Origin of the sequence: Synechococcus sp. R65.1 (assembly GCF_047461755.1) — a bacterium.
In the GTDB taxonomy this organism is placed as follows: domain Bacteria; phylum Cyanobacteriota; class Cyanobacteriia; order Thermostichales; family Thermostichaceae; genus Thermostichus.
Genome location: NZ_JANSHU010000004.1, coordinates 67,251 through 94,215 on the forward strand (window position 1 = coordinate 67,251; position 26,965 = coordinate 94,215).

Consider the following 26,965-nt stretch of genomic DNA (forward strand, 5'->3'; position numbering starts at 1 on the left):
TAACCAAGCTAAAAGCTCGCCCTCAGCATAGCAGTTGCTTGGCTCGTTCTGCTAGTGCCTGAGCTGTCAGGCCGTTGTAGTCCATGAGTTCCGTAGGGGTGGCGGTGGTTTCGCCACGTTTCCAGGCAAAGATGTCGCGCGGGCCAGTGTAGCGCAGCAACAGGGGCTCCAACATCAGGCTGGATCCGCCGGTTACGCCAATGAGGGCCTCGCCGGCAAACCAGGCAGCAAACTCCTGGTCAGACATGAACTCCCCATCAGCTTGGGCACAGGTGGACCAGGCCACGTCGACGGGGCGATAGAGGCGGCGGGGGTTGACCACAGAGACAATTTTGCTGCCGATCCCCTGGGCCTTGAGCTGTTCAGCGGCGGCAAAGACGGGCAGGAGGATCATATCTCCCACCACGGCAAAGACCACGGTGCGGGAGCCAGGCAGTTCCTGCAGCACAGTGCAACCCTGCTCCACTGCTTGGCGGGCTTGTTCTAGGGTGGTGCGGATGGGCAAGGGGGTTTTGCTGGCAAAGATCGGGATCCCTTTGTTGAAGGTCGATAAGGCCCACTCGTAGGCAGCTTGGGCGCAGTTGGCGTCGGGGGGAAAGAGGGGGAAGATGTTGCCGTTGCGCATCATGGCCGCTAGGTAGGCCTCAATTTCCGGCCGCTGGTGGGTCCAGCCGTTGCGTCCCTGTTCCAACGCTCCAGCCGTGAAGAGGGCAACAGCGGAAGGGGTGGGGCGGCGCAGCTCCGCCATTGCCTGGGTTACCGTCTGCCAGATGGGCAAGCCGTTGACGGCAAAGGCTTCGTAGGAGCACCAGAGGGAGCGCCCGCCAAAGAGCGCCAGGCCCCCTGTCAAGCCAGCGCAGGCATCTTCGCTCAGGGGTTCGTAGACCCGCCCTTGGGGCTGTTGGTTGTAGAGAGGATCCACCGTGGGGTGGATGACTTTCAGGCCCTGGTTGACATTGGCAAGACCAGAGGCCTCGTTGCCATCGGCATTGGCCACCAGAAAGTCAGGGTCTTTCTGCCCCACCTGCACCACCAAGGCGCCGATGGCAGTGGTGGAGACTTGCTTATCGCCGAGGGGGAACTCGGTTAAGTTCAGGGATCCCAAAGGCGGCAAGGGCCGGACGGACTCCGTGACAGCTACCTTGGCGGCTGGTCCACCGGCTGCCCGCTCGCAGTTTTGGCGCACCAGAGCCCAAGCGGCTGGGTGCAGGGCCCGTGCCTGCAGAGCGGCCACGATGTCGGGGTGATCCAAGGTGTGGTGGGCATAGAGGTTGTGGGATTTGGATCCCTTGGCGTGTACGCCCGCTCCTTTGAGTTGTTTGAGGATGAAAACCGTCAGATGTCCGCTCAGCGCTGACTGGATGGCCCGCTCCATCTCGGTCAGTACCCTCTGGGCAAAGGCCAGACGGGCTTCCAGAGAAAATTGGGTGCTATCCACATAGGGACCGGGCTGCTGGGCATCGTCGAAGTCTTTGGCGTCGACTAGCACCACTTCCTCAAAGCCATTGCCCCGCCAGTACTCGACCATCTGAGCGTTGGTGAAGGTCGAGATCATGCTGTGGTGCTCTTGGCTATAGCCGTTCCAGACCAGCACCGGCAGGAAGTTGGTGCGCTGCGGGAAGGCGGTGTGAAAGTGGAGCATAGAGCTCATCACGTAGGGCTCCCCCAAGCCCCCATCGCCGATGGTGACGGGGAAGAGCCGATCCGGGTAGAGCAAGGCTGCGGCCATGGCAAAATGCTGCCCCTGCCCGAGGGGCCCTGCTGGCGCTAGCAGGCCGGGGATGTAGCCAGAGAGGTGACCCAGCAGCCCTTCCCGTTCCCGAAAGCGAGCCTGCAAGTCGGAGACAGTGTGGATGCCCATCTCCGCCAGCGATCCATCCAAGAACATGGCGGCATAGAAGCCGGGCGCGTGGTGGCCCACCTCGGTAGGGATGTTCTTTTGGCCCAGGTACACCAAAGCGGCATAGGCTTCCGCTTGGCTGGCAAATCCGCCCGGGTGGCCCGAGGCTTTGCTGGCGGTCATCTGCAGGGTGAGGTAGCGCAGCGCATCGGCATAGAGCAAGGTCTGGTAGGCGGCCATACGGCTGCCGGGATCCCGCAGCTTGCCTGTGGCAGCATCCACTGCAGGTTCCTGGCCCAGGCGGTCGAATTCCGGCCAGGGATCGCCAAAGTAGCGGATCCCTTGGCAGAAGGCGGGAATTGGGGCAGTTGTCATCGGCCAAGCCTCACTCTTGTCAGGTCAATCCTCACTTTAAACCGGATAAGGCTTTTCGGAGGTTTTAAGCCGAACTCTTCTAGCCGCCACTCTCCCTTGCGCCTCTGGCTTGGGCAGGCAAAAGGTTGCGCGGTCTATCTTCCTCATCGACGACAGAGACTGGGGCAGAGATGGGCTGTTCTTGCTGTTGCCTACAACATCTAGTGTCTCAAACTCCTTGGCCGCTTATTTTTCCACAATATGTAGATCAAAGACGGCAGATGCTCAACCAGTTTGCTTGACCTTTATCGTGGAGACATCTTGAAAGCGAAGACCCATGTCCCTTTTGGAAAAGCTGTGATACATTCAAGGGAGGCTAGAGCGGGATCTTTAAGGAGCCTGCAGCCCTTGGCGAACAAAGGGAGAGGTCATCCTGTGGTAGCTTGAGTTTCGCAAAGTCTTTGGATTTTCTTTGCCCTAATTGAGGATTCAACACAACTTCCCGACCCACCTACTTTGTGCCTCAAGACTAGCTGCCCTATGACCGAGAGTCGTCCTTGTGCCCCCTGCATTGTCGACAGCGGAATTTTGGTTAACAAGCGGGATATTTACCGTCTTTTGGCAGATTTGGGGCGGGTTCGCTACTTCGATATCGTCGAAGGTCAGGTGCAAAGGCAGGGGGAGGGCTATGTGATGGAGGTATTTCAGGATGCAACGGCGGCCACCTTGGTGGCCAATCGCAGCCTCTACCTAAACCTAAACAGCTTCGACTACGCCTGCTTGCGGGATCCCTCCCCCGCTGAGGTGGCAGAGGTGGGCACGGAACGGCCTAGCGTGGTGATCGATCTGGTGCAGGAGCACCGCGTCTTGCGTTTGGTTCCCCTGTCGGATCCGCTGTCGGATCCCGCGCAACTGTGGGCAGATACTCGCGCGCTGCGGGCGGCAATGGCGGACGCCTTGGCAGCAAGCTGGAGCCTAGAAGAGGAGGACGGATCTTTCGAGCCCGATTGAAGGGGGGGATCCTCGCGCAGCGTTTCGGCAGGCTGGAGAGAAAAGGGCACCGGAGCCTGCTGGGCTTCAGTCAGGAAGCTGGCGAAGCGGCCCTCAGGAGCTCTGGCGATTGGCGCACCGTCTCGAAGAAGTAGTGGACATTGGCCTCAGGGGTGGCAGGGTGAACCCCATGCCCCAGGTTCATGATGTGCCCCCGCGAGCCCGCCTTCCGAATCACCTCCAGGGTGCGCTGGCGGATCAACTCCCGCGATCCCAGCAAGACCATCGGATCGAGGTTGCCCTGGACAGCCAGGGATCCCAGACGGGCCCTGGCTTCTGCCATGTCACTCATCCAGTCAAGGCTGAACACGTCGATACCAGCTTTACCCACCCGCTCTAGCAAGCCGGCGCTGCCGTTGATGTAGAGGATCAGCGGCACTTGGGGATACCGAGCCTTGACCTGATCCACAATCTGCTTTTGGTAGGGCAAAGCCCAGGTCTCGTAGTCGCTGGGGCTGAGCTGGCCAGCCCACGTATCAAACAACTGCACCGCTTGGGCACCGCTCTCAATTTGGTAGATCACGTAGCGGGCAATGCTATCGGCCAGCTTGCCCAGCAGCTGGTGCAAGAGCTGCGGCTGGGTGAAAGCCAAACTCTTGATGTAGGCATAGTCTTTGGAGCTGCGCCCCTCGACAGCGTAACAGGCCAAGGTCCAAGGTGAGCCAACAAAGCCCAGCAGGGTCGCCTTCCCTTCCACCTCACGGCGCAAGGTCGTAAGAATGGTTTTGATGAAGGGCAAGCTTTCTTCTGGCTCTAACAGTCGGATTTGCTCAATCTGGGCTTGGGAGCGAATTGGCGGGTCGATAATCGGCCCCTGGTTCTCCACCAGCTCAAAGGTAATGCCCATGCCCTCGAGAGGAGTGAGGATGTCGCTGAACAGGATCACGGCGTCGGGGGCAAAGGCGCGAAAGGGTTGCAAGGAGATCTCGATGGCTAGCTCCGGGATCTCGCAGCGCTGCTTGAAGGTGTACTTGCTCTGCAACTCGCGGTAGGCCGCCATGTAGCGGCCCGCCTGGCGCATCATCCAAACTGGGGGGCGATCCACCACTTCCCCGCGGGCTGCCCGTAGCAGGCGGTTGCCATCGCCATCGGGAGGAGGAGAAGCGCTGAGGTAGGCAGGTGAGTGGGACATGAAAAACTCAGCCAGTGAAGACCCTTAGTGCATCCTGACATCGAGATGACAAACGGCGCAAGCTTGCACTCCAAAGATCCCAGTACTTGCAATCCTCGCCATAAGCCAAAGCAAGCCTTGGCAGGAGGGATCCGGAGCTCGGGCGAACATGCGATAATGTCAGCCTGTGGGCCTTGTTGTAGAGCTGCCCGCCAGGGATCCTCTGGGGCTGAGTTGAGAGGAAAACCAGCTTGGTTGCCCAAACTTTCGACCTAGAAACCTACCTAAGCCAGCGGCAGCAACAGGTGGAGGAAGCCCTCTCTGCCGCGGTTAGGCCTGCTTATCCAGAACGCCTCTATGAGGCAATGCGCTATAGCCTCCTGGCAGGGGGGAAGCGCCTCAGGCCCATCCTCTGTCTAGCAGCCTGTGAGTTGGCCGGCGGCTCGGTGGAGCAGGCCATGCCTACGGCCTGTGCGCTGGAGATGATCCACACCATGTCGTTGATCCACGACGATCTGCCGGCCATGGACAACGATGATTTTCGCCGCGGCAAGCCCACCAATCATAAGGTGTTTGGTGAGGATATCGCCATTTTGGCAGGCGATGCCCTGCTGGCCTACGCTTTTGAGCATATCGCCAGCCAAACGCGGGGGGTGCCGCCGCAGCGGATCCTGGAGGTGATTGCCCGCATTGGCCATGCGGCTGCGGCAACTGGCTTGGTGGGAGGCCAGGTGGTGGATCTGGAGTCGGAGGGCAAGGCCATTTCCCTGGAAACCCTGGAGTACATCCACCGCCACAAAACCGGCGCCCTGCTAGAGGCCTCAGTGGTCTCAGGAGCGATCCTGGCCGGGGCCGATGAGGAGCTGCTGGGGCGGTTGAGCCACTATGCCCAGGATATTGGCCTAGCCTTCCAGATTGTCGACGATATTTTGGATGTCACTGCCACTAGCGAACAGTTGGGCAAAACAGCAGGCAAAGATCAAGTGGTTGCCAAAGCCACTTACCCCAGCCTGCTGGGTCTAGAGGCCTCTCGGCAGAAGGCCGAAGAGCTGATCCAATCGGCTAAGCAGGCGCTGCGCCCCTATGGATCCCAGGCTGAGCCCCTGTTGGCCCTGGCAGATTTCATCGCCCGCCGCCAGCATTAACCTGCCCCCCTTGGAGGCCTTGCTCCCCCCTTCCTCTGCCGGAGAGCCCTATGCTGCAACAGTTGATGGCTAACCACGTTCTCTGGGTTGCCCTGCTGGCCAGTGGGTTAGCCCAGGCCATCAAGCTCATCCTGGCCTATGTGCGCTCGGGCAAGCTCAACCTGCGGGTCTTGCTGGAGATGGGGGGGATGCCCAGCTCCCATGCGGCCCTGGTGACTGCTTTGGCCGTGGGCGTGGGGTTAGAGGAAGGTTGGGATAGCCTCCTGTTTGCAGCAACGGTGGTCTTTGCCCTGGTGGTGATGTATGATGCTGCCGGGATCCGCCAGGCTGCTGGCAAGCAGGCGCAGGTGTTGAACCGCCTCCTAGAAGAATGGTTGGAAGAGAAAGGCGCCGATCGCTTCCAGGAGCCCTACCTGCGAGAGCTGCTGGGCCATACGCCCGTCCAGGTGCTCGCCGGGGCAGCCCTAGGGGCGGCCTGTATTACCCTCTCGTTTGCTTTGGGCATTAGCTAAAGCTTGAGGCATCCTGGAGCAGCCGCATCAGGGATAACCATGGCCTCCAATTCCCAACCTCGTCCCCTCCAACGCTGCCCGGCCTGTGGTAAGCCCATCCCAGCCTACCGGTACAAGTCTCCCTACTGTGACTACTGCGGTTGGCGAGCTGGGGCAAAGCCGATCCCTCGAGAAGGCGGATCTGGGGGCAAGAGAGTTGAAGCCCGGGGGAGTATTCAGAGCCTCAACCTACCCCCCCTGCTGCGGCCACTGCTGAACTTCAACTTTTACCTCTATCTGGGCTGGGGGATCAGCCCTCTGTTTCCCCTGGTGGTGGATCGGCCGCTGCTGGCCGAGTCCAACTATCTGCTGCTGATCCCGCTTCTATTGAGCTGGGGGCTGCTCTATCTGGCGGTGCGCGATCGGCCGCTACCCCAGGATCTGCGGCTGCCGCGTCTATTGCTGGATGTGGCATTTATCCTGCTGCCTTTCTTGCAAAGAATTAACGTCTCCAAAGCCCCTAACCGACCCTACTGGAATGCCCTGCTCATCTGGGTCATCGGGATCCTACTGCTTGCTGCGGTGTGGCTGTGGAGCTTTAGCCTGCTTCTGACGGCATTGACACTGCTGTTGACCAGCTTCTGCACGCTGCTGTTCTAGCTACGTCCCGTGGGCATAGCGCTTCATCATCGATTAGCTCACAAGCCCAGAATACAAGAAATACTTGGCATAACCACACGTATTTTAGCCAAAGTCCAGGGCCGTTCGCGCTAACTTTGCCCCGGGAAATTACTAGTGGTACTTTCACAAGGCCTCGCCAAGGCTTTCCTAGGAAGGCTTGTCCAGTTTGCCCTTCCCCTTGCAAAGAGGGGGCAATTAGGATGAAGGGGGATCCCGTTGGGAGGAATCCCAGTCAAATGGCAGGTGAGGTTGCTGCGCCATGAAACCGACTTGGCAAACGGATGGAGAGACTTGGTTTCTTCTGCCTCCCCAACCCCGCGCCGTAATCCACTTTCTAGGCGGAGCGTTTGTGGGATCTGCGCCGCAGTTTTTCTACAGCCGTCTGTTGGAAGAATTGGCCCGCATGGGCATGGCCGTTGTAGCCACTGCCTACGCCACCGACCTCGATCACGCCCAAATAGCTTTCAAGGCAGCCCGATCTCTCCATAGAAGCCTGCAGAGCAAAGGCTTGATGGACTTACCCCTCTTCGGCTTGGGCCACAGCCTTGGCGGTAAGCTGCAGATCCTCTCCTGCCTAGCCCTCCCTTCTTTGGGATCCCAGCGGCGCGGCAATATTTTTTTGGCCTACAGCAATGCCGGGTTGGAGCGGGCGCTGCCGCTGTTGCAGGTGTTGGTGCAAGCGTGGCCTCAACAGCAACTCAGCGATCTGTGGCGGATGTGGATGGGATCCTCGTCACCGCCGGTAAACCTGTGGTTGGAGTTTGAGCCCTCTCCGGCAGAGACCAATCGCCTCATTGAGGAGCGGTATCCGGTGAGAAACAACCTGCTTGTAGAGTTTCAGCAGGATGATATTGACGATATTCCACTGCTCTATCAGCAACTTTCTCGCAAGTACGGGGAGCACACCGAATGGCAGCGTCTAGAGGGGGATCACCTAACTCCTCTGGGCTTTAGCTATCCTTTCCTGGTTGGGCAAGAGTTTAGCCCTGTCGACGCTCTTGCACAGCTTCTCTACCAAAACTTGCTTGCCCCCAACTACCTCCTGATCCAGCGCATCAAAGCCTGGTTGTCAGCCCAACTGGCCTAGTCGAGCCAGCTGAGATCCGAGAGGAGATCTTGGGCATAGGAGGAAGAAGAGTGGGCTTGCAGGTAAAGCAACAGGCGTAGGATGTCGCTCATCAGGAAGTAACAGGTCAAGAGGCCACCAGCAGCCGTAGCCACTAAGGTTCCCGCTAGCATGCGCGAGAACTCCTGCCGCTGGAAAGCCTGCTCCATCAGGCGCAGCGCCCAAAATCCCAGCAAGACAACAATAGCAAGGATGATCGACATATCGTAATCTATGCTGTAACTTAGTGTAACATCGCTGCTGCTTACCTACCATGGGCAGGAGGCCAAGGGGTCCCAAGCCTCAGGAAGAAGCTAACCCTGCCTCAGCGGCCAGAGGGAAGGGAGCCAGCTTCCCGCTAATTAGCCAGTTGTCTCCCAAGGTCTGCAGTTGCGGCTCCAGCAGTTGCCAGCTCTGGTTGACCTCAGGGATCCCTTCCCCTTCTACGGGAGTTGGTGCGTTGGCCCCTCCCAGGATCTTGGGAGCGATGAAGGCGGCCACCTTCTGAATGGCCCCATCCTTGAGGGCTGCCCAGGCCAGGGTGCCGCCGCATTCCCAGAGGGCGCTCAGACAGCCTCGCTCAAAGAGAACCTGCGCTGCTCGAGCCGGAGTTACTCGATCCAGGTGCAGCAGCTCCACCCCTTGCTTGGCCAGGGCTCCCCAGAGGGGATGGGCCTCAGTGGCTTCGGTAATCACCAAAGTTGGCGCCTCCTCCACTTGCCACAGGTGGGCCACTGGGGGGAGGTTAAGGGAGCGGCTGAGAACCACCCGCAGAGGCTGGGATCCCTGAAAATCCGGCAGGCGGCAGGTGAGGCGGGGGTTGTCGTGCCAAACGGTTTGGGAGCCAACGATCACGGCGTCGTGCCAGGCCCGCTGGCGGTAAACCCACTCTCGTGCCAAGGGGTTGCTAATCCACTGGCTGTGGCCAGTGGTGGCCGCGCTCTTGCCGTCTAGGGTCATGGCGTATTTGAGCAAGCCAAAACATTGCTTTCGCACAATGGCAAAGGCAAAGCCCTCGTTGAGCTCTTGGCAGTCCTGCTCCAGCACCCCCACTGTCACCTCGACTCCTGCCTCTTGCAGGCGACGGATCCCTTTGCCGGCTACCAGCGGATTGGGGTCCTGCATCCCCACCACCACCCGCCGGATCCCAGCCGCCAGAATGGCCTCAGTGCAGGGGGGGGTGCGCCCATAGTGGTTGCAGGGCTCGAGGTTGACGTAGAGGGTGGCGCCCTTGGCCAGGGATCCCGCCTGCTGCAGAGCCAAGACCTCGGCGTGGGGCTGGCCGGCTCCCAGATGAACACCTTCCCCCACCACCTGATCCCCCCGGACAATGACGCAAGCTACCCGCGGGTTAGGGGAGGGGCGCTGCGGTGTCGAGCGGGCCAAGGAGAGGCAGCGTTCCATCCACTGCCGGTCGGCGTCCAGGTTCATGGGAGGCGCTTTCGGGGAGCACTTTAGCAGGCGGTGTTTTGGATCCTAGCTGCTTCTTGGCAGGGAGCCGGCTGCGGCGCAGCTTTGGTAAGCTGGTTACGGCTTTGGCGGCAGGGATCCCATGGACAGCCTTCAACTTTGGCAGCGCTACTGCGATTGGCTCTACTACCATCCCGAGCTGGAAATTTTTGTGGATATCAGCCGCATCCGTTTTACCCCTGCCCAAGTGGAGGCCCTGCGGCCTCTCTTTGCCCGGGCTTTTGCTGAAATGCAGGCCTTAGAAGCCGGGGCCATTGCCAACCCGGACGAAGGTCGCCAGGTGGGCCACTATTGGCTGCGGGCGCCGGAGCTGGCTCCCACTGCCGAAATCCGGCAGGCAATTCAAGACTGCGTTGAACAGGTGGAGAGCTTTGCCAAGAAGATCCACGGCGGCGTGATCCCGGCAAGTGGAGGAGGGCGTTTCACCGAGCTGCTCTGGATTGGCATTGGCGGCTCGGCCCTGGGGCCGCAATTTGTGGCGGAGGCCTTGGCTCCGCTGCAGCCGCCCTTGAACATCCACTTCATCGACAATACGGATCCCGACGGGTTTGATCGGGTGCTGGGACGGCTAGCGGGCAAACTGGGACAGACCCTGGTGGTTGTCGCCTCCAAATCTGGTAACACGCCCGAGTCGCGCAACGGCTTGGTGGAGGTGGCGCTGGCTTACCAAAAGGCCGGGATCCCCTTTGCCAGCCAGGCAGTAGCCGTTACCGGTCCCGGCAGCCAATTGGAGCAGCAGGCGCAGCGGGAAGGGTGGCTGGCGGTCTTCCCCATCTTCGACTGGGTGGGGGGGCGCACGTCAGAAACTTCGGCAGTAGGCCTGTTGCCGGCAGCGTTGCAGGGGATCGACATCCGGGCTTTGCTGGCCGGGGCCGCCACCATGGACGAGGCCACCCGCGTACCCCAGCTGGAGCGCAACCCCGCTGCCCTCTTGGCCATGGCTTGGTACATCGTCGGCGAGGGGCGGGGGCGCAAGGATATGGTGGTTTTACCCTACAAAGACCGCCTGGCCCTGTTTAGCCGCTACCTGCAGCAGTTGGTGATGGAGTCCCTAGGCAAGTCCCACGACCTGCAGGGCAACCTGGTGGAGCAGGGCCTCACCGTCTACGGCCACAAGGGCACCACCGATCAGCACGCCTACGTGCAGCAGTTGCGGGAGGGCTTGAACAACTTCTTCGTCACCTTCATCGAGGTGCTCCAGGATCGCGAGCCCGGGATCCCTTCCCCCTTCGTAGAGCCACTGGTAACCAGCGGCGACTACCTGGATGGCCTACTGCAGGGCACCCGCCAGGCCCTCTACGAAAACGGGCGCGACTCCATCACGGTGACGCTGCCGCGGGTGGATGCCCGCTCCGTGGGGGCCCTGATTGCCCTCTACGAACGGGCAGTGGGCCTCTACGCCTCCTTGATCCAGGTCAACGCCTATCACCAGCCGGGGGTGGAAGCCGGCAAGAAAGCGGCTAGCGCCGTCCTGCAGCTCCAGCGTCAGGTGCTGGAGGTGATGCAAGAGCAAAAAGGATCCCTGACCCTAACCCAGTTGGCGGAGAAGCTGGGCTGCCCGGAGCGCATCGAAACGCTGTACTGGATTGTGCGGCATCTACACGCCAATGGCCGCGGTTTGGTGCTTGTGGGGGATCCTGGCCGACCCTTGGAGCTGAGCATCCAGCCGCGTCTGGCCTGAGGGTTTACCTGAAGATCTGTACCTTACCTTAAACCCCTCCTGCGCAGCCGGCCTGTCTGCCTAGAATCAAGCAAAAGCCCACTGCAGGAGGAGACGATGGACCAACCTGCTGCCGTCCTGCCTTTGCAAGCCCCAAAAGACGTCTCCCTGGAGGAAATCGAGCAGGAGCTAAACAAAATCTGGTCCTCCAAGGAAGAGAGCGTTGCCGCCCGGGCTGCCACCTTTACCCTGGTGGTGTATGAGTCGCTAGACGATGCCCTGCTGCTGCCTTCCCCCACCGTCGAGGCCATTGCTAGCCAAAACCCCTGCCGCGTCATTGACCTGCGGGCCAAACGGGAGGGAGCCACAGACGACACCCTCGAGGCCCAGGTAGCTGCCTACTGTCCGGTGACGCGCGAACAGCGCAGCTCGCTGGTGTGTTGCGAATACATCACCCTGAAAGCACCGGAATCGGCTCTTGTGCGGGCTTGCAGCACCGTTGCCTCGCTGTTGATCCCCAACTTGCCCACCTTCCTGTGGTGGCAAGGCAACCTGGACTTGAACAGCTTGCTGTTTCAGAAGTTGGTGGCTCTAAGCAGCCGCGTCATCGTCGACTCCCGGGGCTTTGTCAATCCCGAGGAAGACTTGCAGGAGATGAATCTTCTCGTCAGCGAGGGACACCACTGCGGGGATCTCAACTGGCGCCGGCTGCTGCCCTGGCAGGAACTCACCGCCCAAGCCTTCGACCCGCCAGAGCGGCGGGAGTCTTTGTACTGGATAGATCAGGTAACCATTGACTACAAGGCCGGCAACCCCTGCCAGGCCCTCCTTTTCCTAAGCTGGCTGGCCAGCCGTCTGGGGTGGACGCCCACCGAGCGAGCGCAGACCCGGGAACAGGACTATGAGATTGACTTCATCCGCTTCCAAACTCAAGCTGGAGGTGAGGTGAAGGCAGAGTTGGCCGCCGTACCCCTGGTCTCGGAGACTAGCCAGCCGGGGGACCTCATTGGGCTGCGCCTCACCTCGAGCAACCAGGAAGCCAACGCCTGCACCGTGCTCTGTTCGGAAACCACCGGCTGCATGCGCATGGAAGCCAGGGGAGGTGCCCAAAGATGCGTGGTTCGGCAGGTGGCACCCCTGGAGCAGGATTCCTTGGAAACGCTGCTGGCTGCCGAGTTGCAGCGGCCTGGCCCTGACTATCTTTACGAAGAAACCCTAGGCGTGGCGGCCCAGATCCTCAAGTTGAGCAAAAGCGCAGCAACGGGGTAGAGTCTTGAGCCTGCTGGAAGAAAATCGGTCTTGGGGAGACGGATCCCGTTTTATGTTCAAGCTCTACCCAACCCACCGCTTGGCCAACGAAAGCCTTGGCTGCTCAGGACGTCCCAGGAGACCTGCTCAAGAAATCCGGGCCGGCTGTTAGCGCAGGCCTAGGACAGAGGCCAGCACACTGTGGCCTACTAGTGCTTCCACTGCGATGCTAATGGCAAACCCCAGCATGGCCAGCCGCCCGTTCCAGCGCTCAGCTTGCTCCGTCCAGCCAATTTCCCATGCCGGTGGAGCTTCGCCCTCTTGCCCATACTGCGGCACGTAGGGTGGACGAACAGCACCCTCCCAGCCTGCAGGGCGCTTGGAGTTAAAGAACGCTATCGAACCCAGGGCAACGGCAGCCACTAGGCCTGTTACCATCACAGCAATGTAGGGGAGGAAGGGGTTGTCAAGCATTGCTGTCTAGTGTCGAAGTGCTAAGCCAACAAGCTGGCTGGAGAAGAACTGGGATCCTAGCAGCCCGCCGCCGCTTTTTCTAGCTTGCCTTGCCAGAGCTACCGCAGTCCCAGCCACTGGGCAAGGGTGCTGGCGAAAACACTGTGGCCCACTAGCGCCTCGGTGGCGATGCTGATGACAAAACCCACCATAGCCAGGCGGCCATTCCAGCGCTCCGCCTGCTCCGTCCAGCCCGGGATCCAGTCGTTGGTGGTGTCGTAGTACTTAGCTACGGAAGCAGAATCCAGGCGAGAAGGGATCCGGGGAGAGGGTTGCATGGTTAATACCTCATAACCTTTCTCAAAGAAAATTAACATCAAATTACAGTTTGTGACAACTCTCTTCTGCCGGCAAGGGAGAGTTTTCGGGGTGGATCCTAGAGCGATGCCATACTGAGGGAGGTAGGCTTCTGCGCAGACTATGGCGGTATCCCCTCTTTCTTCCCCCAAGCTGGGCCAGGCTTTTGACGCCGCTGCCGACCTAGCTGCCCAGGTGCGGCCGGATTTTCCAATCCTGCAGCGCCAAATCAACGGCCAGCCGCTCATCTACTTCGACAATGCGGCCACTTCCCAGAAGCCGCTGGCGGTTTTGCAGGCCATGGATCTCTACTATCGGCACAGCAACGCCAACGTGCACCGGGGGGTGCATACCCTGGGCAACGAAGCCACTGAGGCCTATGAGGGGGCGCGGGAGAAGATTGCCCGCTTGGTCAATGCGCCCTCCCCGCAGGAGATCATCTACACCCGCAACGCCAGCGAGGCCATTAACCTAGTGGCCTACAGTTGGGGCATGAGCACCCTAGAGCGGGGAGACGAGATCATCCTGTCGGTGATGGAGCACCACAGCAATTTGATCCCGTGGCAATTCGTGGCTCAGAAGACGGGGGCCTGCCTTAGGTTTATCCAGATCACGCCCGAAGGCGAGCTGGATCTGGAGCACTACCGCTCTCTGCTGGGCAATCGCACCCGCCTAGTGGCGGTAGCTCACGTCTCCAACATGCTGGGATCCATCAACCCGGTTCGGGAGGTGATTGAGTTAGCCCATCGCTACGGGGCTAGGGTGTTGCTGGATGCCTGTCAGAGTGTGCCCCACATGCCCGTGGACGTGCAGGCCCTGGATTGCGATTGGCTGGCCTTTTCTGGGCACAAGATGTGCGGCCCCACTGGGATTGGGGTGCTCTACGGCAAGCGGGAGCTGCTGCGGGCCATGCCGCCCTTTTTGGGTGGGGGCGAGATGATTGCTGAGGTGTACTGGGATCACGCCACCTACGCCGATATCCCCCACAAGTTTGAGGCGGGCACGCCGGCCATTGCCCAAGCGGTGGGTTTGGGGGCAGCCGTAGACTACTTGAGCCAGATTGGGCTAGAGCGCGTGCATGCCCATGAGCAAAAGTTAACCGCTCGCCTCCTGGAGGGGCTCCAGCGCATTCCAGGCCTGAAGATCTATGGCCCCAAGGATCCGGCGCGCCGGGCAGGACTGGTCAGCTTTTCGGCGGAGGGCATCCACCCCCACGACCTGTCTACGCTGCTGGATGAGCAGGGGATCGCCATCCGGGCTGGCCACCACTGCACCCAGCCGCTGCACCGCCACTTGCAGGTGCAATCGACAGCGCGGGCCAGCGTTTACCTCTACAACACCCTGGCCGAGGTGGATCGCTTCCTCGAGGTGCTGGCGGAGGCAGTGGCGTTTTTCAGGGAGGCCTTGGGCTAGATGCTCTACCGCCGCTTTGGGCGCACCCAGCAGCTCATGTCGGCTTTTTCCCTGGGCAGCATGCGGCTGGTCAACGTGCCGCCGGAGCAGGCCCAGGCCACGGTGGCAGCGGCGCTGGAGGCAGGGATCAACCACCTGGAAACGGCCCAGGCCTACGGCCATGCGGAGGTGCTCTTGGGGGAGATCCTGCAGAAGCTGGCAGTGCCGCGGCAGCGCCTGATCCTGACCACCAAGCTTACGCCCGGCGAGAGGCTGCGGGAACGACTAGAGGGATCCCTGCGGCGGCTGCAGGTGGAGTATCTGGATCAGTTTGCCTTCCATGGCATCAACCTGCCCGAACACCTGGAGTGGGTACTGCGGGAAGGGTTGCCGCTGCTCAGGCAGGCGCAGCAGGAGGGGCTGGTGCGCTACATCGGCTTTTCCACCCATGGATCCCTGAAGCTCATCCTAGAGGCCATCCAGACCGGCCAGTTTGACTTTGTTAATTTGCACTACCACTTTTTCCAGCAGCGCAATGCACCGGCCCTAGAGGCGGCGGCCCAGCAGGATATGGGGGTGTTCATCATCTCCCCCGCCGACAAGGGGGGAATGCTCTACCGCCCACCCCAGCGCCTGCAGGAGAGCTGTGCGCCCTTTAGCCCCTTGGAGTTTGCCTACCGCTTTTTGCTGGCGGATCCCCGCATCCACACCCTCAGCCTAGGCATCACCCATCCTGACGAGTTACAAACAGCCCTGGTGGCCCTGCAGGATCCGGAGCGCTGGTGGACGGAGGGCCTAGCGGTGCAGGAGCGGCTGCGCCAAGCAGAAGAGGAGCGCCTGGGGTCCAGCCGCTGTGCCCAGTGCTATGCCTGCCTACCCTGTCCAGAAGGGATCCACATCCCAGAGGTGCTGCGGCTGCGCAACTTGGCCATTGCCCACGAGATGACGGAGTTTGCCCAGTATCGCTACAACATGTTTGGCCAGGCGGGGCACTGGTTCCCGGGAGTACCTGCTGACCGCTGCACCGAGTGCGGCGACTGTCTGCCTCGCTGTCCGGAGCACCTGCTGATCCCGGACTTGTTGGCTGAAACCCACCGCCTTTTGCATCGCTCTCCCATTCGGCGGCTGTGGGAGTGAAGAAAATGGGCCACCTGCTGTCTGACCCCGGAAACTTGCCCCAGAGCCTCTCTGCCTCATTCTAAGATGGGGTCTGGTTCTTTCGAGGATCCCGGGGCATGTTGTTGGAGCTTACCCCAGAAGAGTGCGAGTCGGTGATCCCGCTAGTGCCTACGCGGCTCCAGTACGCCGCTTACTGGAGCGATGCCCTCAACAGCGTAGGCCGGATCATTACGGCGATTTTGGTGGGCGTAGCGCTGCTGGTGCTGTCTCGCGCTTTTGGCGAGGGATCCTTCCTGGGGGCAGTCTCCTTTCTGGCAGGGTTTCTCTCGTTGCTCTACCCCTTCCTGTGGGGGCCCCTCTACACCATCTCCCGCCGGCAGATGGCTTTTCGCGAGATCCCTTACGGAGGGCTCTTCTTTGGCCAGGTCTTGAGTACCCGCCGCTACGAGGTGGTGGTGGAAGAGCGGAAAAAGCTGGATGAGGACGGGGAGCTCTACATCGAGGAGGTGCGAGAGCGCCAGTTTGAGATGGAAATTGGCGATGAGACAGGGGTTACTTACCGCGTGCGGGCTAGGGACGATCCCCGCTACCGGCGAATTGTTAAGAAACAATCGGTGTTGGCGTTGGTGAAAGCCTATTCGCGCGATCTGCGGCGCCGGCCGACCTTGAGCGAAGTCTACGTGGTCAAGCTAGGGGAATGGGTAGGGGATGTTTCCTATTTGGATCGGGAGGCGTTTCTGCAGTTGGCCGATGAGCTGTTGGCGCTCGAGCTAGGCCCGGAGGCAAAAGCCTAAGCGATGTCGGAAGCTGGAATCACCCGCGCGGCTTGGATCGTGGCGGCCTTGGTGGTGTCGGCGGCTCTGGGGCCGTGGCTAGCTCTGCCTTTGGCTGGGATGGTGGCCTTGGGGATTGTCGAACAGGTGGCCTTTGGGGGGCGGCTATCGGGGTTGCTAAGCGCGCTCCTGGATTGGGCTTCTCCAGCCTATCGGCAGCGGGTCATCCGCCACGAGGCGGGACACATTTTGGTGGCTCACCTGCTGGGGATCCCCTTGCGCGGCTACGTGCTCAGCCCTTGGCAAGCCTTTCGACGAGGGATCCCGGGCTACGGCGGAGTGGAGCTGGATCCGGCCCCCATGCACACCTGGGAAGCCCAGGGGGGCCTCTCCTGGGCAGATCTGGAGCGCTACGGCCTGTTTTGGATGGCAGGGGCTGCCGCAGAGTCTCTGCACTATGGCCAAGTGGTGGGAGATGAGGAGGATAGGCAACAGTTGGCCAAGCTACTGTCAGGGATCCGGGCTGCCCCGCCTTTGGCCTCTGCTGCTCAAGTGAGGGTTCAAATGAACCGCTTCTTACGCCAGAGCCGGGCATTGTTGCAAGCCCACCCTGAAGCCTATGCCGTTGCCGTCCAGCACCTGGAGCGGGGCTCCCCTTTGCAAGACTGCCTAGCTGCTATAGCAGCCAGCTTGGAAGAGCGCCGCCAGCAAGCTCCTCCGCCCTCTTTTGGAACCGCTTGCTGATACACTCGAAATCGGGATTCCCCGTTGGGATCGTTGTGTCGCTTAGGGAGGATCTAGCTTGCGTCCCATCCTCATCGCGGGCAACTGGAAAATGCACAAAACCCAAGTGGAGGCCCGCCAGTTTCTCCGCGAGTTTGGCCCAGCCCTGCAAGCGTCGTCTTCAGGGGTGATGCCGCAGCGGCAGATCATCCTGTGCGTGCCCTTTACAGACCTGGCCGTGGTGGCAGAAGAAACGCGGGGATCCGGCATAGCTGTGGGAGCGCAAAACCTGCATTGGGAGGATCAAGGGGCGTTTACGGGAGAGATCTCCGGCCCCATGCTGGTAGAGCTGGGGGTGCGCTACGTTATCGTTGGCCACAGCGAGCGACGGCAGTACTTTGGCGAAACGGATGAAACCGTCAACCGGCGCTTGGCGGCGGCCCAGCGGCATGGGCTCACCCCTATCCTCTGTGTGGGGGAAAGCTTGCAGCAGCGGGAACAGGGGCTAACCGAGTCTTGGATTGTGGGACAGTTGGATCGCGCCTTGACAGGGATCAATCTGCAAAACCTTGTGATTGCCTACGAGCCCATCTGGGCCATTGGCACGGGAAAAACCTGTGCAGCCGCTGAGGCCAACCGCGTCATTGGCCTTATTCGCCAGCATCTGGGCGCTGACCATCTACCCATCCTCTACGGTGGCTCGGTCAAAGCCAGCAATATCGACGAGCTGATGGCCCAGCCGCAGATTGATGGCGTACTGGTGGGGGGTGCTAGCCTCGATCCCCAAGAGTTTGCCCGCATTGTCAACTTCCAGGCCCTGACTCCTGCGGCAGCGGCTCCCTAGGCTCCTCAGCGAGATTGCCCCCATAGCAGAGCCACGGGGAAAGACTTGAGGACGGCCCCCACGGGCAAGCTGTCGCCACCAGGGATCTCTTCCTGGGTTAAGCCATTCACCCAGTCCAGCCGCTTCCAGCGCGGCAGTTGAATTTCCGTATCTTTCCAAACCGATTCCCCCAGGGGATCTTGAGTTTCATCAATTAAGGAAGTTAAAAAACGGGGCGCCACCACCAGCACGACTTGTTTATCGTGCTGACGGGCAAAGGCTATGACGTGGTTGGCATAGGAGCCGCTCACCTGTAGAGGAATATAACTGCCTTCCAGAAACAGCTGCGGCTGTTCCTGACGGGCCTTGAGCACCAGGTGGATGAGAAACAGCTTAATGCGGCCATCGTGGCGGTGGAGCAGAAGATCTTGGATAAGTTGCAGGGGATCCTGCTTGATTCGCCGCTGGATTTCTTCGAGGTAAGCTAGGCGACGGGAAAAGTCCACAGGTCGACGATTGTCGGGATCCACCATGCTGAGATCCCACAGCTCCGTGCCCTGATAGATATCCGGGATCCCAGGGCTGGTGAGCTTCAGCAGAGTTTGAGAGAGAGAGTTAAAGATGCCAAAGTGGGCAATTTTGCGCTGAAAGGGCAGGAAAGACTCCAAGAAGGGGCTTGAGGGCTGCAGGATTTGATCGATGAAAGCAAGGGTAGCTTCTTCGTATTCGGTATCGGGGCGAAGCCAGGCAGTATGGACTTTAGCTTCCCGAACTGCTTTGATGGCGTAGTCTTTAACTCGCTGGACAAAGGTCGGAACTTCCTCTGGTTGAAAAGGATAGGAGCCGATCAAAGTCTGATAGAGAAAATACTCGTCGTTGCGATCTGGCAGCTCCGAACGCTTGGCTTGCTTGCGGTAAACTTTATAGCCAACATTGAGCTCGTGCCAAAGGTTAATATGTCTCTCCCACTCGGCGGGTATTTCGGAGAGTACGTTCAGGCGGGCCCGCACATCCTCGCCGCGCTTGGTGTCGTGGGTGGAAGAGGCATTTAGGGTCAAAGGCCACTGGGCTGCTCGTTCTTGGTTAAAGCGATGGAACTCCTGGATAGAAATGCCAAAACGACACAGATCGCTGCCTACCTCGTTTAGGGATAGCAGCCTATTGTAAACGTAGAAGGCCGTGTCCTCTACCCCTTTGGCCATGAGAGGGCCGGCCAACTGTTGCAGCCTCATGGCAAAGTAGATTTGCTCGTTTTTCTCTTCCTCCGAGATGTTTTCGGGGAACTCGAGGCAGAGAAAGCGCTGTAGGAAATTCAGCTCGTTGACTAAGATGGGCAGGTTCTCCTTAGCTTTCTCTACAGCTTGACGGATAGCCTGCTGACCTTCTGGGCTGAGAACCCCTTCATGGATGTAGACTCGGTAAACTGGGAAACACACCAAAACCTCTGCCAGAGCTCGGCGCAAGCTGTAGAGAGTAAAGTCGTTGGCATAGCGGTGATGGCTGGTAATTCGCTTAAGCAAAAAGGCAAGGTTGTCCATGTCTCCCGCTAGGTTACGCTCAATGATTAGGCGTTTTTTGTCTTCAATTACCTGTTCGGGAGACTGCCTTAGATCGGTAAAGTTTTGGTATAGCCTTTCAAACGCTTCCTCGTTCTCAGAGCAGCAAAAGAGGCCGTTCAGCTTAGCCAGGAAGTCATAACCTGTTGTGCCCTGTACCGGCCACTGAGGAGGCAGCTTCTCGTCAGGCCCCAGTATTTTTTCTACAACGATGTAGAGATCTGGACAGCGCTCACGGAGGCGATGGAGATATTCCTCCGGGTTAAATAGGCCATCAATATGGTCAATGCGCAAGCCCGTAAAGCGCCCTTGCTCTGCAAGCTTAAAGATGAGCTGGTGCGTTTTGCGAAAGACCTCCCAGTCTTCTACCCGCAGCGAGATCAAGTCATTGATGGTAAAGAAGCGACGGTAGTTGATCTCTTCAGCACCTACCTTCCAGAAGGAAAGGCGGAAGTTTTGCCGGGCCAAGAGACTGTCCAGCAAGTCAAAGCTTGAGGGATCTCCTGGCTTGCCATTAAAGATGGCAATGTTCTCATCAAAAAAGCTTTGAATATGCGGGCTGGAGGTATAAAGCTCCCACAGAGAGTGCTTAGCAAAATTGATTTGGTCAGTGCGCTCTAGGAGGTCTTCTTTGCTAGGAATGAACTTGAGGCTGAAGAGAATTCCCAGTAGCTTGACGTAGTCAGGGTGGCTGCGTCCTAGTTTTCGCCGCAGCTTGCCTAAGTTGTAAGTAAAAACATCGGCATAGGTGTCGATATTGAGAGGAAACCTCAAGTTGAAGTAGTTAATGCTAAGGCCACCGGCATCGTAACGAAGCTGGATTTGTCCGGACTCTAAGCATTTGTTATAGAAATCCCCTAGAAAGGGTGCTAAAATTCTGCCCTTGATGCCAAGATAGGAGTGATCCCAGTCAACATCAAAGTAATCGATAAAGTCTGAGTTGGGGCCGCTTTCCAGCACATCCATTAACATTCGATTTTGGCCATCATAGGCCATGTGATTGGGAACAATGTCTTGGATCCAGCCAATTCCCTGCTGGTGGAGAGTTTCCCATAGAACTTCAAATTTTTCGATCCCTCCTAGTTCGCAGTTGATCTGCGTGGGATCCACCACGTCGTAGCCGTGGGTACTGCCTTTGCGAGCCTGAAAGATGGGAGAGGCGTACAGATCGCTAACACCCAGCAACTTTAGGTAGGGGACGATTTGCCGTGCTGCCTCGAAGTCAAAACCGGCGTGAAACTGGATGCGATAGGTGCAAGTCGGGATCCGCATGGTGACCTCTAACTAGAAAGGGTTTTTCCAGGTTGACATACTCCCTGCAGCTGCAGCTGGCTTCTAGGCAGCAGCTAGCAGAGCCTTGGAGCTGCCAATGAGTCCCGAGCTTGTCTCTAAGCCGTCATGGCCTTCTGACGGTAGCATGCTGTCCCATTTTCAGGCTCTACCCGACACAACCTCAGCCAGCGCCGTTTGCAGCTGCAAGGCCAATTGGGAGGGGAGGCTATCTTGCCTCCAAAACAGAGCTGCTGCTGAGCGGCAATGGGGATTTCCTGCCAGCCCTCAAGTAGAGGTGGCCGCCTACCAGCCAAATCACTCCGAGCTCCTTCGCCTAGCAGTACACTTGGCAGGGGGCTGGGATCTGAACCTCTGAGGTTCCGACCAGGTGCTAACGATCCCCGCCCCATCTCCTCAACTTACCAACCCCGACTGGAGAGAGACCGATGTCCACCCACTTGACGCCGCGGTTTGCCGAGGCCATGCGCTACGCCTACCGATGGCACGCTGCTCAAACCCGCAAGGGAACCAGGATCCCTTACCTCAGCCACCTGTTGGCCGTAGCCTCCATTGCCCTAGAGTACGGTGCCGATGAGGATGAGGCCATTGCTGCTTTGCTCCACGACAGCCTGGAAGATGGCCCCCGCTACAGCGGCGAGCCACGGGCCCAGATTGAACAGCAACTGCGGGAGCGCTTTGGAGAACGAGTGCTGCAGATCATCTTAGGGTGTACGGATACTGAAAGCGATAGCTCCCGGGGCGAGCCCAAAGAAAACTGGAAGGAGCGGAAAACGGCCTACCTGAAGCATTTGGAAACCGCAGACGCTTCGGTTCTGCTGGTGGCTGCCGCTGACAAGCTGCACAACGCCCGCTGCCTCCTACGGGACTTTCGCCAGCTAGGGGATCAGCTTTGGGAGCGCTTCTCCGGCGGTAAGGAGGGATCCCTATGGTACTACTGCTCGCTGGCGGAGATCCTGGGACGACGGCTACCTTCGGGGTTAGCTGCGGAGCTCCAGGAAGTGGTGGCCGAGTTGCAACGGACAGCCGAGCCGAATCCGGCGCTTGACAGGGAGGAGGGGGGCTGAAGAAAATGCTGAGGGCAGTCCTATAGGTCACCCGTCTATGGTTCTTGCGGTCGGTACCCCTGCTCCTGGCTTTAACACCGTCGACGCCCACGGCAACCCGGTTTCCCTAGCCGATTTTGCTGGGAAAACGGTGATTCTTTACTTTTACCCCAAAGATGACACCCCTGGCTGCACCAAAGAGGCCTGCGGCTTCCGTGACGCCTACGCGGACTATCAGAGCAAAGACTTGGTGGTGCTGGGGGTAAGCATGGACGACCAAGCTTCCCACAAGAAGTTTGCCGAAAAGTACAACTTGCCCTTCCCTCTCTTGGTGGATAGCGACGGCGCAATTGCCCGCGCCTACGATGTGGACGGAGGCGGCTATGCCAAGCGAGTAACCTACGTCATTGATGGCGAGGGCAAAATTGCTAAGGTCTACCAAAACATTAATACGGAAACTCACGCCCGCGATATCTTGGCGGACTTGGGCCGGTGAGGAGGCTGAACCTGAGGGCTTGCCTCCCAGCCTTTGGGTATGAACGACGACATTCCAGTTGCGCGTCGCTACCCTCCCCCTCCAGCAAAAGCGCAAGGCTCCTCAGGTCCCTGGAGGCTAGGCTTAAGGCTAGGTCTAGCCTTGCTTACGCTGCTGCTCTCAACGGTGTGGGCAGTGGGCGGGTTGCCAGGATCAAAGGAAAGAAGAGAACCCCTGGCGCAAGATCTCTCTGTTTCTCAGCAAGGAGAGGGCAGGCCCTCTCTGCTGGGCCACTATGCCTATGCTGAAGCTCCGCCAGAGACCCTCCAGGTAGTGGGCTATTACCACGGGCGCGAGGTGCGCCTGCGCCACGCCGCTGCCGAGAGCTACCGGCGAATGAGCGCAGCGGCTCTAGCCGACGGGATCCGCCTTGTCCCCATCTCTGGGTTTCGCTCGATAGCGGAGCAGGAGGCTTTGTTTTTTCAAGTAGCCCAAGCGCGGGCTCTGCGGCCAGGAGAACGGGCTGCAGTCAGCGCTCCCCCGGGATATAGCGAGCATCACACCGGCTACGCTATCGACATTGGGGATGCCCAGTTTCCGCAGTGGGATCTCCAGGAGGCTTTTGAAAAGACTCCTGCCTTCCGCTGGCTGGAGAAGAACGCTGCTCGTTTTGGCTTTGAGCTGTCCTTCCCCCGCGGCAACCCCCAAGGGGTAAGCTACGAGCCCTGGCACTGGCGCTTTGTGGGCGACCGCCACAGCCTAGAGACCTTCTACAAGCGATAGGCAATCCCCCCTTCCCTTGGAAGAGAAGCCAAGGGAGTGCCAAGAAAGCGGATGACGCGATTCGAACGCGCGACCTTCTCGTTGGCAACGAGAAGCTCTACCACTGAGCTACATCCGCACTAGCTAGTAGTGTATCGTGACAAACTTTGCCGCTGTCTGTCAAGGGGGGAAGTGGGCGGCATTTTGTTCCAGAATGGGAGCAGTTCATCTTTCTTTGCAGTTGCGTCAGCCCCTAGCGGGGCCTAGGAAATCGCGATGCGGGTAGCCATTATTGGAGCAGGGTTGGCCGGCTTGGCAACGGGGGTTTACTTGGCTGAGGCGGGCCATGAAGTGCAGATCTACGAGGCGCGGCCCTTTGCCGGCGGCAAGGTGGGATCCTGGCAGGATGCCGAGGGCAACCACATTGAGATGGGATTGCACGTTTTTTTCTGCAACTACAGCAACCTGTTTGCCCTGATGAAAAAGGTGGGGGCCTACGAGAATCTGCTGCCCAAGCAGCACGTCCACACTTTTGTCAACCGCGGCGGGCGGATGGCCAGCCTCGATTTTCGCTTTCCCCTAGGAGCGCCCTTCAATGGCCTCAAAGCTTTTTTTACCACCAACCAGCTCTCCTGGGCCGATAAACTGCGCAACGCATTGGCGCTAGGCACTAGCCCCTTGATTCGCGGCCTGCTGGACTACGAAGGGGCAATGCAACAGATTCGCGCTTTGGATCGGGTAAGCTTTGCCGAGTGGTTCCGCCAGCACGGCGGGTCTGAGGGTAGCCTGAAGCGGATGTGGAACCCCATTGCCTATGCCCTGGGCTTCATCGACACGGAGCAGATTTCTGCTCGCTGCATGCTGACCATCTTTCAGATGTTTGCCAGCAAAACGGACGCCTCTAAGCTCAATTTCCTCAAGGGATCCCCGGACAATTACCTTACCCAACCCATCGTCCGCTACCTGCAAGCCCGCGGCGGTCAGGTTCATACCCGGCGGGGGGTTAGCCGCATTGAAGTCAGCGACTCCCCCCCCTACGCGGTAACCGGCCTGGTTTTGGCCAACGGCGAGCGCGTGGAGGCGGATGTGTATGTATGTGCAACGGCGGTAGAAGGGGTGAAACGCTTGATCCCCCAGGTGTGGCGGCAATGGCCCCAGTTCGACAACCTCTACAAGCTGGACTCGGTGCCGGTTGCCACGGTGCAGTTGCGCTTCGACGGCTGGGTGACGGAGCTAAATCCCCAGGGCCAAGCCAAACGCGCCGTCGACTACCCCCAGCCGCTTGGCATCGACAACCTCCTCTACACTGCCGATGCCGATTTCTCCTGCTTTGCCGATCTCGCCCTCACCAGCCCTGCTGACTACTACAAACCCGGCCAGGGATCCCTGCTGCAATGCGTGCTTACGCCCGGGGATCCCTTTATCTCCATGTCCAACGAGGCCATTGCCCAGCACGTGCTGCACCAAGTGCATGAGCTCTTTCCCTCCTCGCGGCAACTGAACCTGACCTGGTACAGCGTGGTCAAGCTGGCCCACTCTCTCTACCGCGAGGCGCCAGGCATGGAGCCCTATCGGCCGCCGCAGAAAACTCCCGTGCCCAACTTCTTCCTTGCCGGCAGCTACACCGCCCAGGACTACATCGACAGCATGGAAGGAGCCACCCTCTCTGGCCAGTTGGCTGCCCAGGCCATCCTGGCCGCCTGCCGGGATCCCCAGCCGTCGCCGCCAGCCTAGCGGGCCTTCGCTGCCCAGCAGAACGGCGGCAAAGGGAGGCTCTCCCTGCCTCTGGCTCAGCCAGTTGGCTGTGGCAGGCTGGATCCTTTTCCCCTACCATCTAGGCTGGGAAAATGGGTTGGGGACAGCTATGCAGGCGGTAATTCTGGCAGGGGGGCAGGGAACTCGCTTACGGCCTTTGACCCTATGGCAGCCAAAGCCGTTGCTGCCCTTGTTGGAGGTACCTTTTTTACACTGGCTCATTGGCCGCTGCCGTCGAGCTGGCTTGACGGACATCCTGTTGAGTGTTGGGTACTTGGGCAGGCAGATCGAGGCTGCCCTAGGAGATGGCGCTGCCTGGGGGGTAAAGCTTCGCTACATCGTCGAGGAAACACCGCTGGATACGGCGGGATCTTTGGTGTTGGCCCAGCCCTATTTCAGCGGGGATCCCTTGGTGGTCTTCAACGCCGATATCCTCACCGATCTGGATCTGGCGGCATTGGTGCGCTGTCATCTGCAGAGCGGGGCTGTTGCCACCCTTACCCTTGCCCGCGTTGAGGACATCACCGCCTACGGCCTGGTGGAAGTGGGGGAAGGCGGCCGGATCCAATCCTTTCGGGAAAAGCCCACCCCTGCCGAAGCCCTCACCCTGACCACCAACACCATCAACGCCGGCACCTATGTCCTCGATCCAGCCATTTTCAAGGACTACCCCAGCGGGGATCCCCTCAGCTTTGAGCGGCGCGTCTTCCCCGACCTGCTCCAGCAAGGGCAGCGGCTGCAAGCCTACCTGCACACGGGCTACTGGCGAGATCTGGGCACGCCGGCCAGCTACTACCAGGGTCAACTGGATATTCTCCTAGGCCGGATGAGGGATTTTCCGCTCGAGGATGTGGAAGAACGGGCGCCCGGGATCTGGGTTCACAAGACGGCTGAGGTCCACCCTGCTGCCCAACTGCACGCCCCTTGCTACATCGGCGCCTATACCCGCCTAGGGCCCCAAGCCCAGATCCCTGCTGGCACTATCCTGGGCAGCTACAGTTGGGTCAATGGCCCCCTGCAGCCAGGGGCTTACGGGCCAGGCCTCCTCGTGGTTTAATGTAGCGGATAGCAAGCAAAGTAGCGCCCTTGTTCTCTCGTTTTGGGGAGCACATAGGCATCCAGCTATGGCGGAATACAGGCCTGGGCTAGAGGGCGTTCCGGCCACGCGATCCAACATTAGCTTTGTCGACGGCCAGGCAGGGATCCTGGAATACCGCGGCATCCCCATTGAGGAGCTAGCGGCCCACAGTACCTTTCTGGAGACAGCTTATTTGCTGATTTTTGGCAAGCTGCCCACCCAGTCGGAGCTGGACAACTTTGATCAGGCTGTCCGCAGCCATCGGCGGGTCAAGTACCGTATCCGCGACATGATTAAGTCGTTTCCCGACTCTGGCCACCCGATGGATGCCCTACAGACCTGTGTCGCCAGCCTGGGCATGTTCTACCCGGTGCAGGAGGCAGATCCCGACTACGTTTTTGTCACGGTTACCCGCCTGCTGGCCAAGCTGCCGACGATGGTGGCCATGTTTCACCAGATGCGCCAGGGCAACGATCCCATTCCCCCTGACGACAGCCTGGATCATGCCGCCAATTTCCTCTACATGCTCTCAGGCAAAAAGCCAGATCCCTGGCTAGCTCGCGTTTTCGATACCTGTCTCATCCTGCACGCCGAGCACACGGTTAACGCTTCAACCTTTGCCCTTTTGGTGAGCGCCTCGACCCTGGCTAGCCCCTACAGCAGCCTGGCCACAGCGGTGGGCACCCTTTCGGGGTTGCTGCACGGCGGGGCCAACCAAGAGGTAATGAAGCTGTTGCGGCAGATTGGCTCAGTGGAGAACGTCCGCCCGTTTATTGAAGAAAAGCTGGCTAGAAAAGAGCGGATTATGGGCATGGGGCACCGCGTCTACAAGGTGAAGGATCCGCGGGCCATCATCCTGCAAAAGCTTGCCGAGGAGCTGTTCGAGCGCCACGGCCACGATAAGTACTACGACATTGCCCTGGAGGTAGAGCGGGTGTGTGCAGAGCTGCTGGGACCTAAGGGCATCTACCCCAACGTGGACTTCTACTCAGGCTTGGTCTACGCCAAGCTGGGGATCCCAGAGGATTTGTTTACACCGGTGTTTGCCATTGCCCGGGTAGCCGGTTGGCTGGCCCATTGGCGGGAGCAGTTGGCGGATAATCGCCTCTTTCGCCCCACCCAGGTCTACACCGGCAAGCGCCAGCAGCGCTACATCCCCATTTCGGAGCGGAGCTAAGGTTAACCCCGTTGGACAGGGTGCGAAGATC

At 59.5% G+C, this 26,965-nt stretch carries 25 protein-coding genes and 1 tRNA gene; 18 read left to right on the forward strand and 8 right to left on the reverse strand.

The features are described from left to right. Positions 1–22: 22 nt before the first annotated feature. A complete protein-coding gene (locus tag NW814_RS03270) occupies positions 23–2,215 on the reverse strand; it encodes a phosphoketolase (protein WP_414405187.1) in 2,193 nt (730 codons plus the stop codon). 519 nt (positions 2,216–2,734) lie between these two features. Here NW814_RS03270 and NW814_RS03275 point away from each other — a divergent pair. Beyond that, positions 2,735–3,205, forward strand: coding sequence for a hypothetical protein (locus NW814_RS03275; RefSeq protein ID WP_414405188.1), 471 nt, complete (start codon positions 2,735–2,737; stop codon positions 3,203–3,205). 70 nt (positions 3,206–3,275) lie between these two features. On the opposite strand, the gene hemE is transcribed toward NW814_RS03275, so the two are convergent. After that, a complete protein-coding gene (gene hemE, locus NW814_RS03280) occupies positions 3,276–4,376 on the reverse strand; it encodes a uroporphyrinogen decarboxylase (RefSeq protein WP_414405189.1) in 1,101 nt (366 codons plus the stop codon). Between the two features lie 230 nt (positions 4,377–4,606). Here hemE and crtE point away from each other — a divergent pair, with 230 nt between their 5' ends. The 4 genes from crtE (at position 4,607) to NW814_RS03300 (ending at position 7,759) form a co-directional block, all read left to right on the forward strand. Beyond that, positions 4,607–5,500 carry a geranylgeranyl diphosphate synthase CrtE gene (gene crtE, locus NW814_RS03285; protein ID WP_414405190.1) on the forward strand — a complete coding sequence of 298 codons (894 nt, stop codon included), beginning with the start codon at positions 4,607–4,609 and terminating at the stop codon, positions 5,498–5,500. A gap of 65 nt (positions 5,501–5,565) precedes the next feature. Continuing rightward, the gene (locus NW814_RS03290; RefSeq protein ID WP_414405191.1) at positions 5,566–6,012 is read left to right on the forward strand and encodes a divergent PAP2 family protein; all 447 of its coding nucleotides are present in this window, start codon (positions 5,566–5,568) and stop codon (positions 6,010–6,012) included. A gap of 39 nt (positions 6,013–6,051) precedes the next feature. Next, positions 6,052–6,651 (forward strand): hypothetical protein, encoded by a 600-nt coding sequence (locus NW814_RS03295; RefSeq protein WP_414405192.1) that lies wholly within the window; start codon positions 6,052–6,054, stop codon positions 6,649–6,651. Positions 6,652–6,931: 280 nt separating this feature from the next. Next, positions 6,932–7,759, forward strand: coding sequence for a DUF1350 family protein (locus NW814_RS03300; protein WP_414396045.1), 828 nt, complete (start codon positions 6,932–6,934; stop codon positions 7,757–7,759). Here the strand turns inward: NW814_RS03300 and NW814_RS03305 are convergent. Together NW814_RS03305 and ribD are read right to left on the reverse strand one after the other, a co-directional pair. After that, positions 7,756–8,001, reverse strand: coding sequence for a hypothetical protein (locus tag NW814_RS03305; protein WP_414396047.1), 246 nt, complete (start codon positions 7,999–8,001; stop codon positions 7,756–7,758). The two genes, NW814_RS03300 and NW814_RS03305, sit on opposite strands and share 4 nt — an antisense overlap. A 79-nt stretch (positions 8,002–8,080) precedes the next feature. Next, positions 8,081–9,202: a bifunctional diaminohydroxyphosphoribosylaminopyrimidine deaminase/5-amino-6-(5-phosphoribosylamino)uracil reductase RibD gene (gene ribD / locus NW814_RS03310; protein WP_414396116.1), complete on the reverse strand. Its 1,122-nt coding sequence runs from the start codon at positions 9,200–9,202 to the stop codon at positions 8,081–8,083. A gap of 127 nt (positions 9,203–9,329) precedes the next feature. On the opposite strand from ribD, the gene NW814_RS03315 reads away from it, so the two are divergent. Next, positions 9,330–10,928: a glucose-6-phosphate isomerase gene (locus NW814_RS03315; protein WP_414405193.1), complete on the forward strand. Its 1,599-nt coding sequence runs from the start codon at positions 9,330–9,332 to the stop codon at positions 10,926–10,928. 96 nt (positions 10,929–11,024) lie between these two features. Beyond that, positions 11,025–12,176 (forward strand): glucose-6-phosphate dehydrogenase assembly protein OpcA, encoded by a 1,152-nt coding sequence (locus tag NW814_RS03320; protein WP_414405194.1) that lies wholly within the window; start codon positions 11,025–11,027, stop codon positions 12,174–12,176. 147 nt (positions 12,177–12,323) lie between these two features. On the opposite strand, the gene psb35 is transcribed toward NW814_RS03320, so the two are convergent. Beyond that, entirely contained in the window at positions 12,324–12,629 is a 306-nt protein-coding gene (gene psb35, locus NW814_RS03325) for a photosystem II assembly protein Psb35 (protein WP_414405195.1), read from the reverse strand. A gap of 98 nt (positions 12,630–12,727) precedes the next feature. Beyond that, the gene (locus NW814_RS03330) at positions 12,728–12,946 is read right to left on the reverse strand and encodes a chlorophyll a/b-binding protein (RefSeq protein ID WP_414396054.1); all 219 of its coding nucleotides are present in this window, start codon (positions 12,944–12,946) and stop codon (positions 12,728–12,730) included. 142 nt (positions 12,947–13,088) lie between these two features. Between NW814_RS03330 and NW814_RS03335 the strand changes: the two genes are divergently transcribed. The 5 genes from NW814_RS03335 (at position 13,089) to tpiA (ending at position 17,816) form a co-directional block, all read left to right on the forward strand. After that, positions 13,089–14,378, forward strand: coding sequence for a cysteine desulfurase (locus NW814_RS03335; RefSeq protein ID WP_414405196.1), 1,290 nt, complete (start codon positions 13,089–13,091; stop codon positions 14,376–14,378). Then, positions 14,379–15,494, forward strand: a complete 1,116-nt coding sequence (locus NW814_RS03340) for an aldo/keto reductase (RefSeq protein ID WP_414405197.1) — start codon at positions 14,379–14,381, stop codon at positions 15,492–15,494. A gap of 98 nt (positions 15,495–15,592) precedes the next feature. Beyond that, the gene (locus tag NW814_RS03345; RefSeq protein WP_414396060.1) at positions 15,593–16,270 is read left to right on the forward strand and encodes a hypothetical protein; all 678 of its coding nucleotides are present in this window, start codon (positions 15,593–15,595) and stop codon (positions 16,268–16,270) included. Between the two features lie 3 nt (positions 16,271–16,273). Next, positions 16,274–16,993: a hypothetical protein gene (locus NW814_RS03350; protein ID WP_414405198.1), complete on the forward strand. Its 720-nt coding sequence runs from the start codon at positions 16,274–16,276 to the stop codon at positions 16,991–16,993. Positions 16,994–17,051: 58 nt separating this feature from the next. After that, positions 17,052–17,816 carry a triose-phosphate isomerase gene (tpiA, locus tag NW814_RS03355; RefSeq protein ID WP_414405199.1) on the forward strand — a complete coding sequence of 255 codons (765 nt, stop codon included), beginning with the start codon at positions 17,052–17,054 and terminating at the stop codon, positions 17,814–17,816. 5 nt (positions 17,817–17,821) lie between these two features. On the opposite strand, the gene treY is transcribed toward tpiA, so the two are convergent. Beyond that, positions 17,822–20,623, reverse strand: coding sequence for a malto-oligosyltrehalose synthase (gene treY / locus NW814_RS03360; protein WP_414405200.1), 2,802 nt, complete (start codon positions 20,621–20,623; stop codon positions 17,822–17,824). A gap of 446 nt (positions 20,624–21,069) precedes the next feature. Between treY and NW814_RS03365 the strand changes: the two genes are divergently transcribed. The 3 genes from NW814_RS03365 (at position 21,070) to NW814_RS03375 (ending at position 22,945) form a co-directional block, all read left to right on the forward strand. Continuing rightward, positions 21,070–21,708, forward strand: coding sequence for an HD domain-containing protein (locus tag NW814_RS03365; RefSeq protein WP_414405201.1), 639 nt, complete (start codon positions 21,070–21,072; stop codon positions 21,706–21,708). Between the two features lie 37 nt (positions 21,709–21,745). Continuing rightward, entirely contained in the window at positions 21,746–22,183 is a 438-nt protein-coding gene (locus NW814_RS03370; RefSeq protein WP_414405202.1) for a peroxiredoxin, read from the forward strand. 174 nt (positions 22,184–22,357) lie between these two features. Further along, complete coding sequence (locus tag NW814_RS03375) at positions 22,358–22,945, forward strand: D-alanyl-D-alanine carboxypeptidase family protein (protein WP_414405224.1); 588 nt, start codon at positions 22,358–22,360, stop codon at positions 22,943–22,945. A gap of 46 nt (positions 22,946–22,991) precedes the next feature. Here NW814_RS03375 and NW814_RS03380 read toward each other — a convergent pair. Next, positions 22,992–23,063 (reverse strand) — tRNA-Gly (locus tag NW814_RS03380). A gap of 137 nt (positions 23,064–23,200) precedes the next feature. Between NW814_RS03380 and zds the strand changes: the two genes are divergently transcribed. From zds to NW814_RS03395, 3 genes are all read left to right on the forward strand, one after another. After that, a complete protein-coding gene (gene zds, locus NW814_RS03385) occupies positions 23,201–24,658 on the forward strand; it encodes a 9,9'-di-cis-zeta-carotene desaturase (protein ID WP_414405203.1) in 1,458 nt (485 codons plus the stop codon). A 130-nt stretch (positions 24,659–24,788) separates the two neighbouring features. Continuing rightward, the gene (locus tag NW814_RS03390; protein WP_414405204.1) at positions 24,789–25,736 is read left to right on the forward strand and encodes a sugar phosphate nucleotidyltransferase; all 948 of its coding nucleotides are present in this window, start codon (positions 24,789–24,791) and stop codon (positions 25,734–25,736) included. 67 nt (positions 25,737–25,803) lie between these two features. Beyond that, a complete protein-coding gene (locus NW814_RS03395) occupies positions 25,804–26,934 on the forward strand; it encodes a citrate synthase (protein ID WP_414396075.1) in 1,131 nt (376 codons plus the stop codon). Positions 26,935–26,965: the final 31 nt, after the last annotated feature.

Bases quoted from the DNA above. Each gene is read 5' to 3' on its own strand.
- NW814_RS03275 (WP_414405188.1), top strand. From the start codon at position 2,735: ATGACCGAGAGTCGTCCTTGTGCCCCCTGCATTGTCGACAGCGGAATT.
- NW814_RS03350 (WP_414405198.1), top strand. From the start codon at position 16,274: ATGTCGGAAGCTGGAATCACCCGCGCGGCTTGGATCGTGGCGGCCTTG.
- zds (WP_414405203.1), top strand. From the start codon at position 23,201: ATGCGGGTAGCCATTATTGGAGCAGGGTTGGCCGGCTTGGCAACGGGG.
- NW814_RS03270 (WP_414405187.1), bottom strand. From the start codon at position 2,215: ATGACAACTGCCCCAATTCCCGCCTTCTGCCAAGGGATCCGCTACTTT.
- NW814_RS03390 (WP_414405204.1), top strand. From the start codon at position 24,789: ATGCAGGCGGTAATTCTGGCAGGGGGGCAGGGAACTCGCTTACGGCCT.
- NW814_RS03315 (WP_414405193.1), top strand. From the start codon at position 9,330: ATGGACAGCCTTCAACTTTGGCAGCGCTACTGCGATTGGCTCTACTAC.
- treY (WP_414405200.1), bottom strand. From the start codon at position 20,623: ATGCGGATCCCGACTTGCACCTATCGCATCCAGTTTCACGCCGGTTTT.
- NW814_RS03320 (WP_414405194.1), top strand. From the start codon at position 11,025: ATGGACCAACCTGCTGCCGTCCTGCCTTTGCAAGCCCCAAAAGACGTC.
- NW814_RS03290 (WP_414405191.1), top strand. From the start codon at position 5,566: ATGGCTAACCACGTTCTCTGGGTTGCCCTGCTGGCCAGTGGGTTAGCC.
- NW814_RS03345 (WP_414396060.1), top strand. From the start codon at position 15,593: ATGTTGTTGGAGCTTACCCCAGAAGAGTGCGAGTCGGTGATCCCGCTA.
- NW814_RS03300 (WP_414396045.1), top strand. From the start codon at position 6,932: ATGAAACCGACTTGGCAAACGGATGGAGAGACTTGGTTTCTTCTGCCT.
- NW814_RS03335 (WP_414405196.1), top strand. From the start codon at position 13,089: ATGGCGGTATCCCCTCTTTCTTCCCCCAAGCTGGGCCAGGCTTTTGAC.
- NW814_RS03370 (WP_414405202.1), top strand. From the start codon at position 21,746: ATGGTTCTTGCGGTCGGTACCCCTGCTCCTGGCTTTAACACCGTCGAC.
- NW814_RS03330 (WP_414396054.1), bottom strand. From the start codon at position 12,946: ATGCAACCCTCTCCCCGGATCCCTTCTCGCCTGGATTCTGCTTCCGTA.
- NW814_RS03295 (WP_414405192.1), top strand. From the start codon at position 6,052: ATGGCCTCCAATTCCCAACCTCGTCCCCTCCAACGCTGCCCGGCCTGT.
- NW814_RS03305 (WP_414396047.1), bottom strand. From the start codon at position 8,001: ATGTCGATCATCCTTGCTATTGTTGTCTTGCTGGGATTTTGGGCGCTG.
- NW814_RS03365 (WP_414405201.1), top strand. From the start codon at position 21,070: ATGTCCACCCACTTGACGCCGCGGTTTGCCGAGGCCATGCGCTACGCC.
- psb35 (WP_414405195.1), bottom strand. From the start codon at position 12,629: ATGCTTGACAACCCCTTCCTCCCCTACATTGCTGTGATGGTAACAGGC.
- NW814_RS03395 (WP_414396075.1), top strand. From the start codon at position 25,804: ATGGCGGAATACAGGCCTGGGCTAGAGGGCGTTCCGGCCACGCGATCC.
- NW814_RS03340 (WP_414405197.1), top strand. From the start codon at position 14,379: ATGCTCTACCGCCGCTTTGGGCGCACCCAGCAGCTCATGTCGGCTTTT.
- hemE (WP_414405189.1), bottom strand. From the start codon at position 4,376: ATGTCCCACTCACCTGCCTACCTCAGCGCTTCTCCTCCTCCCGATGGC.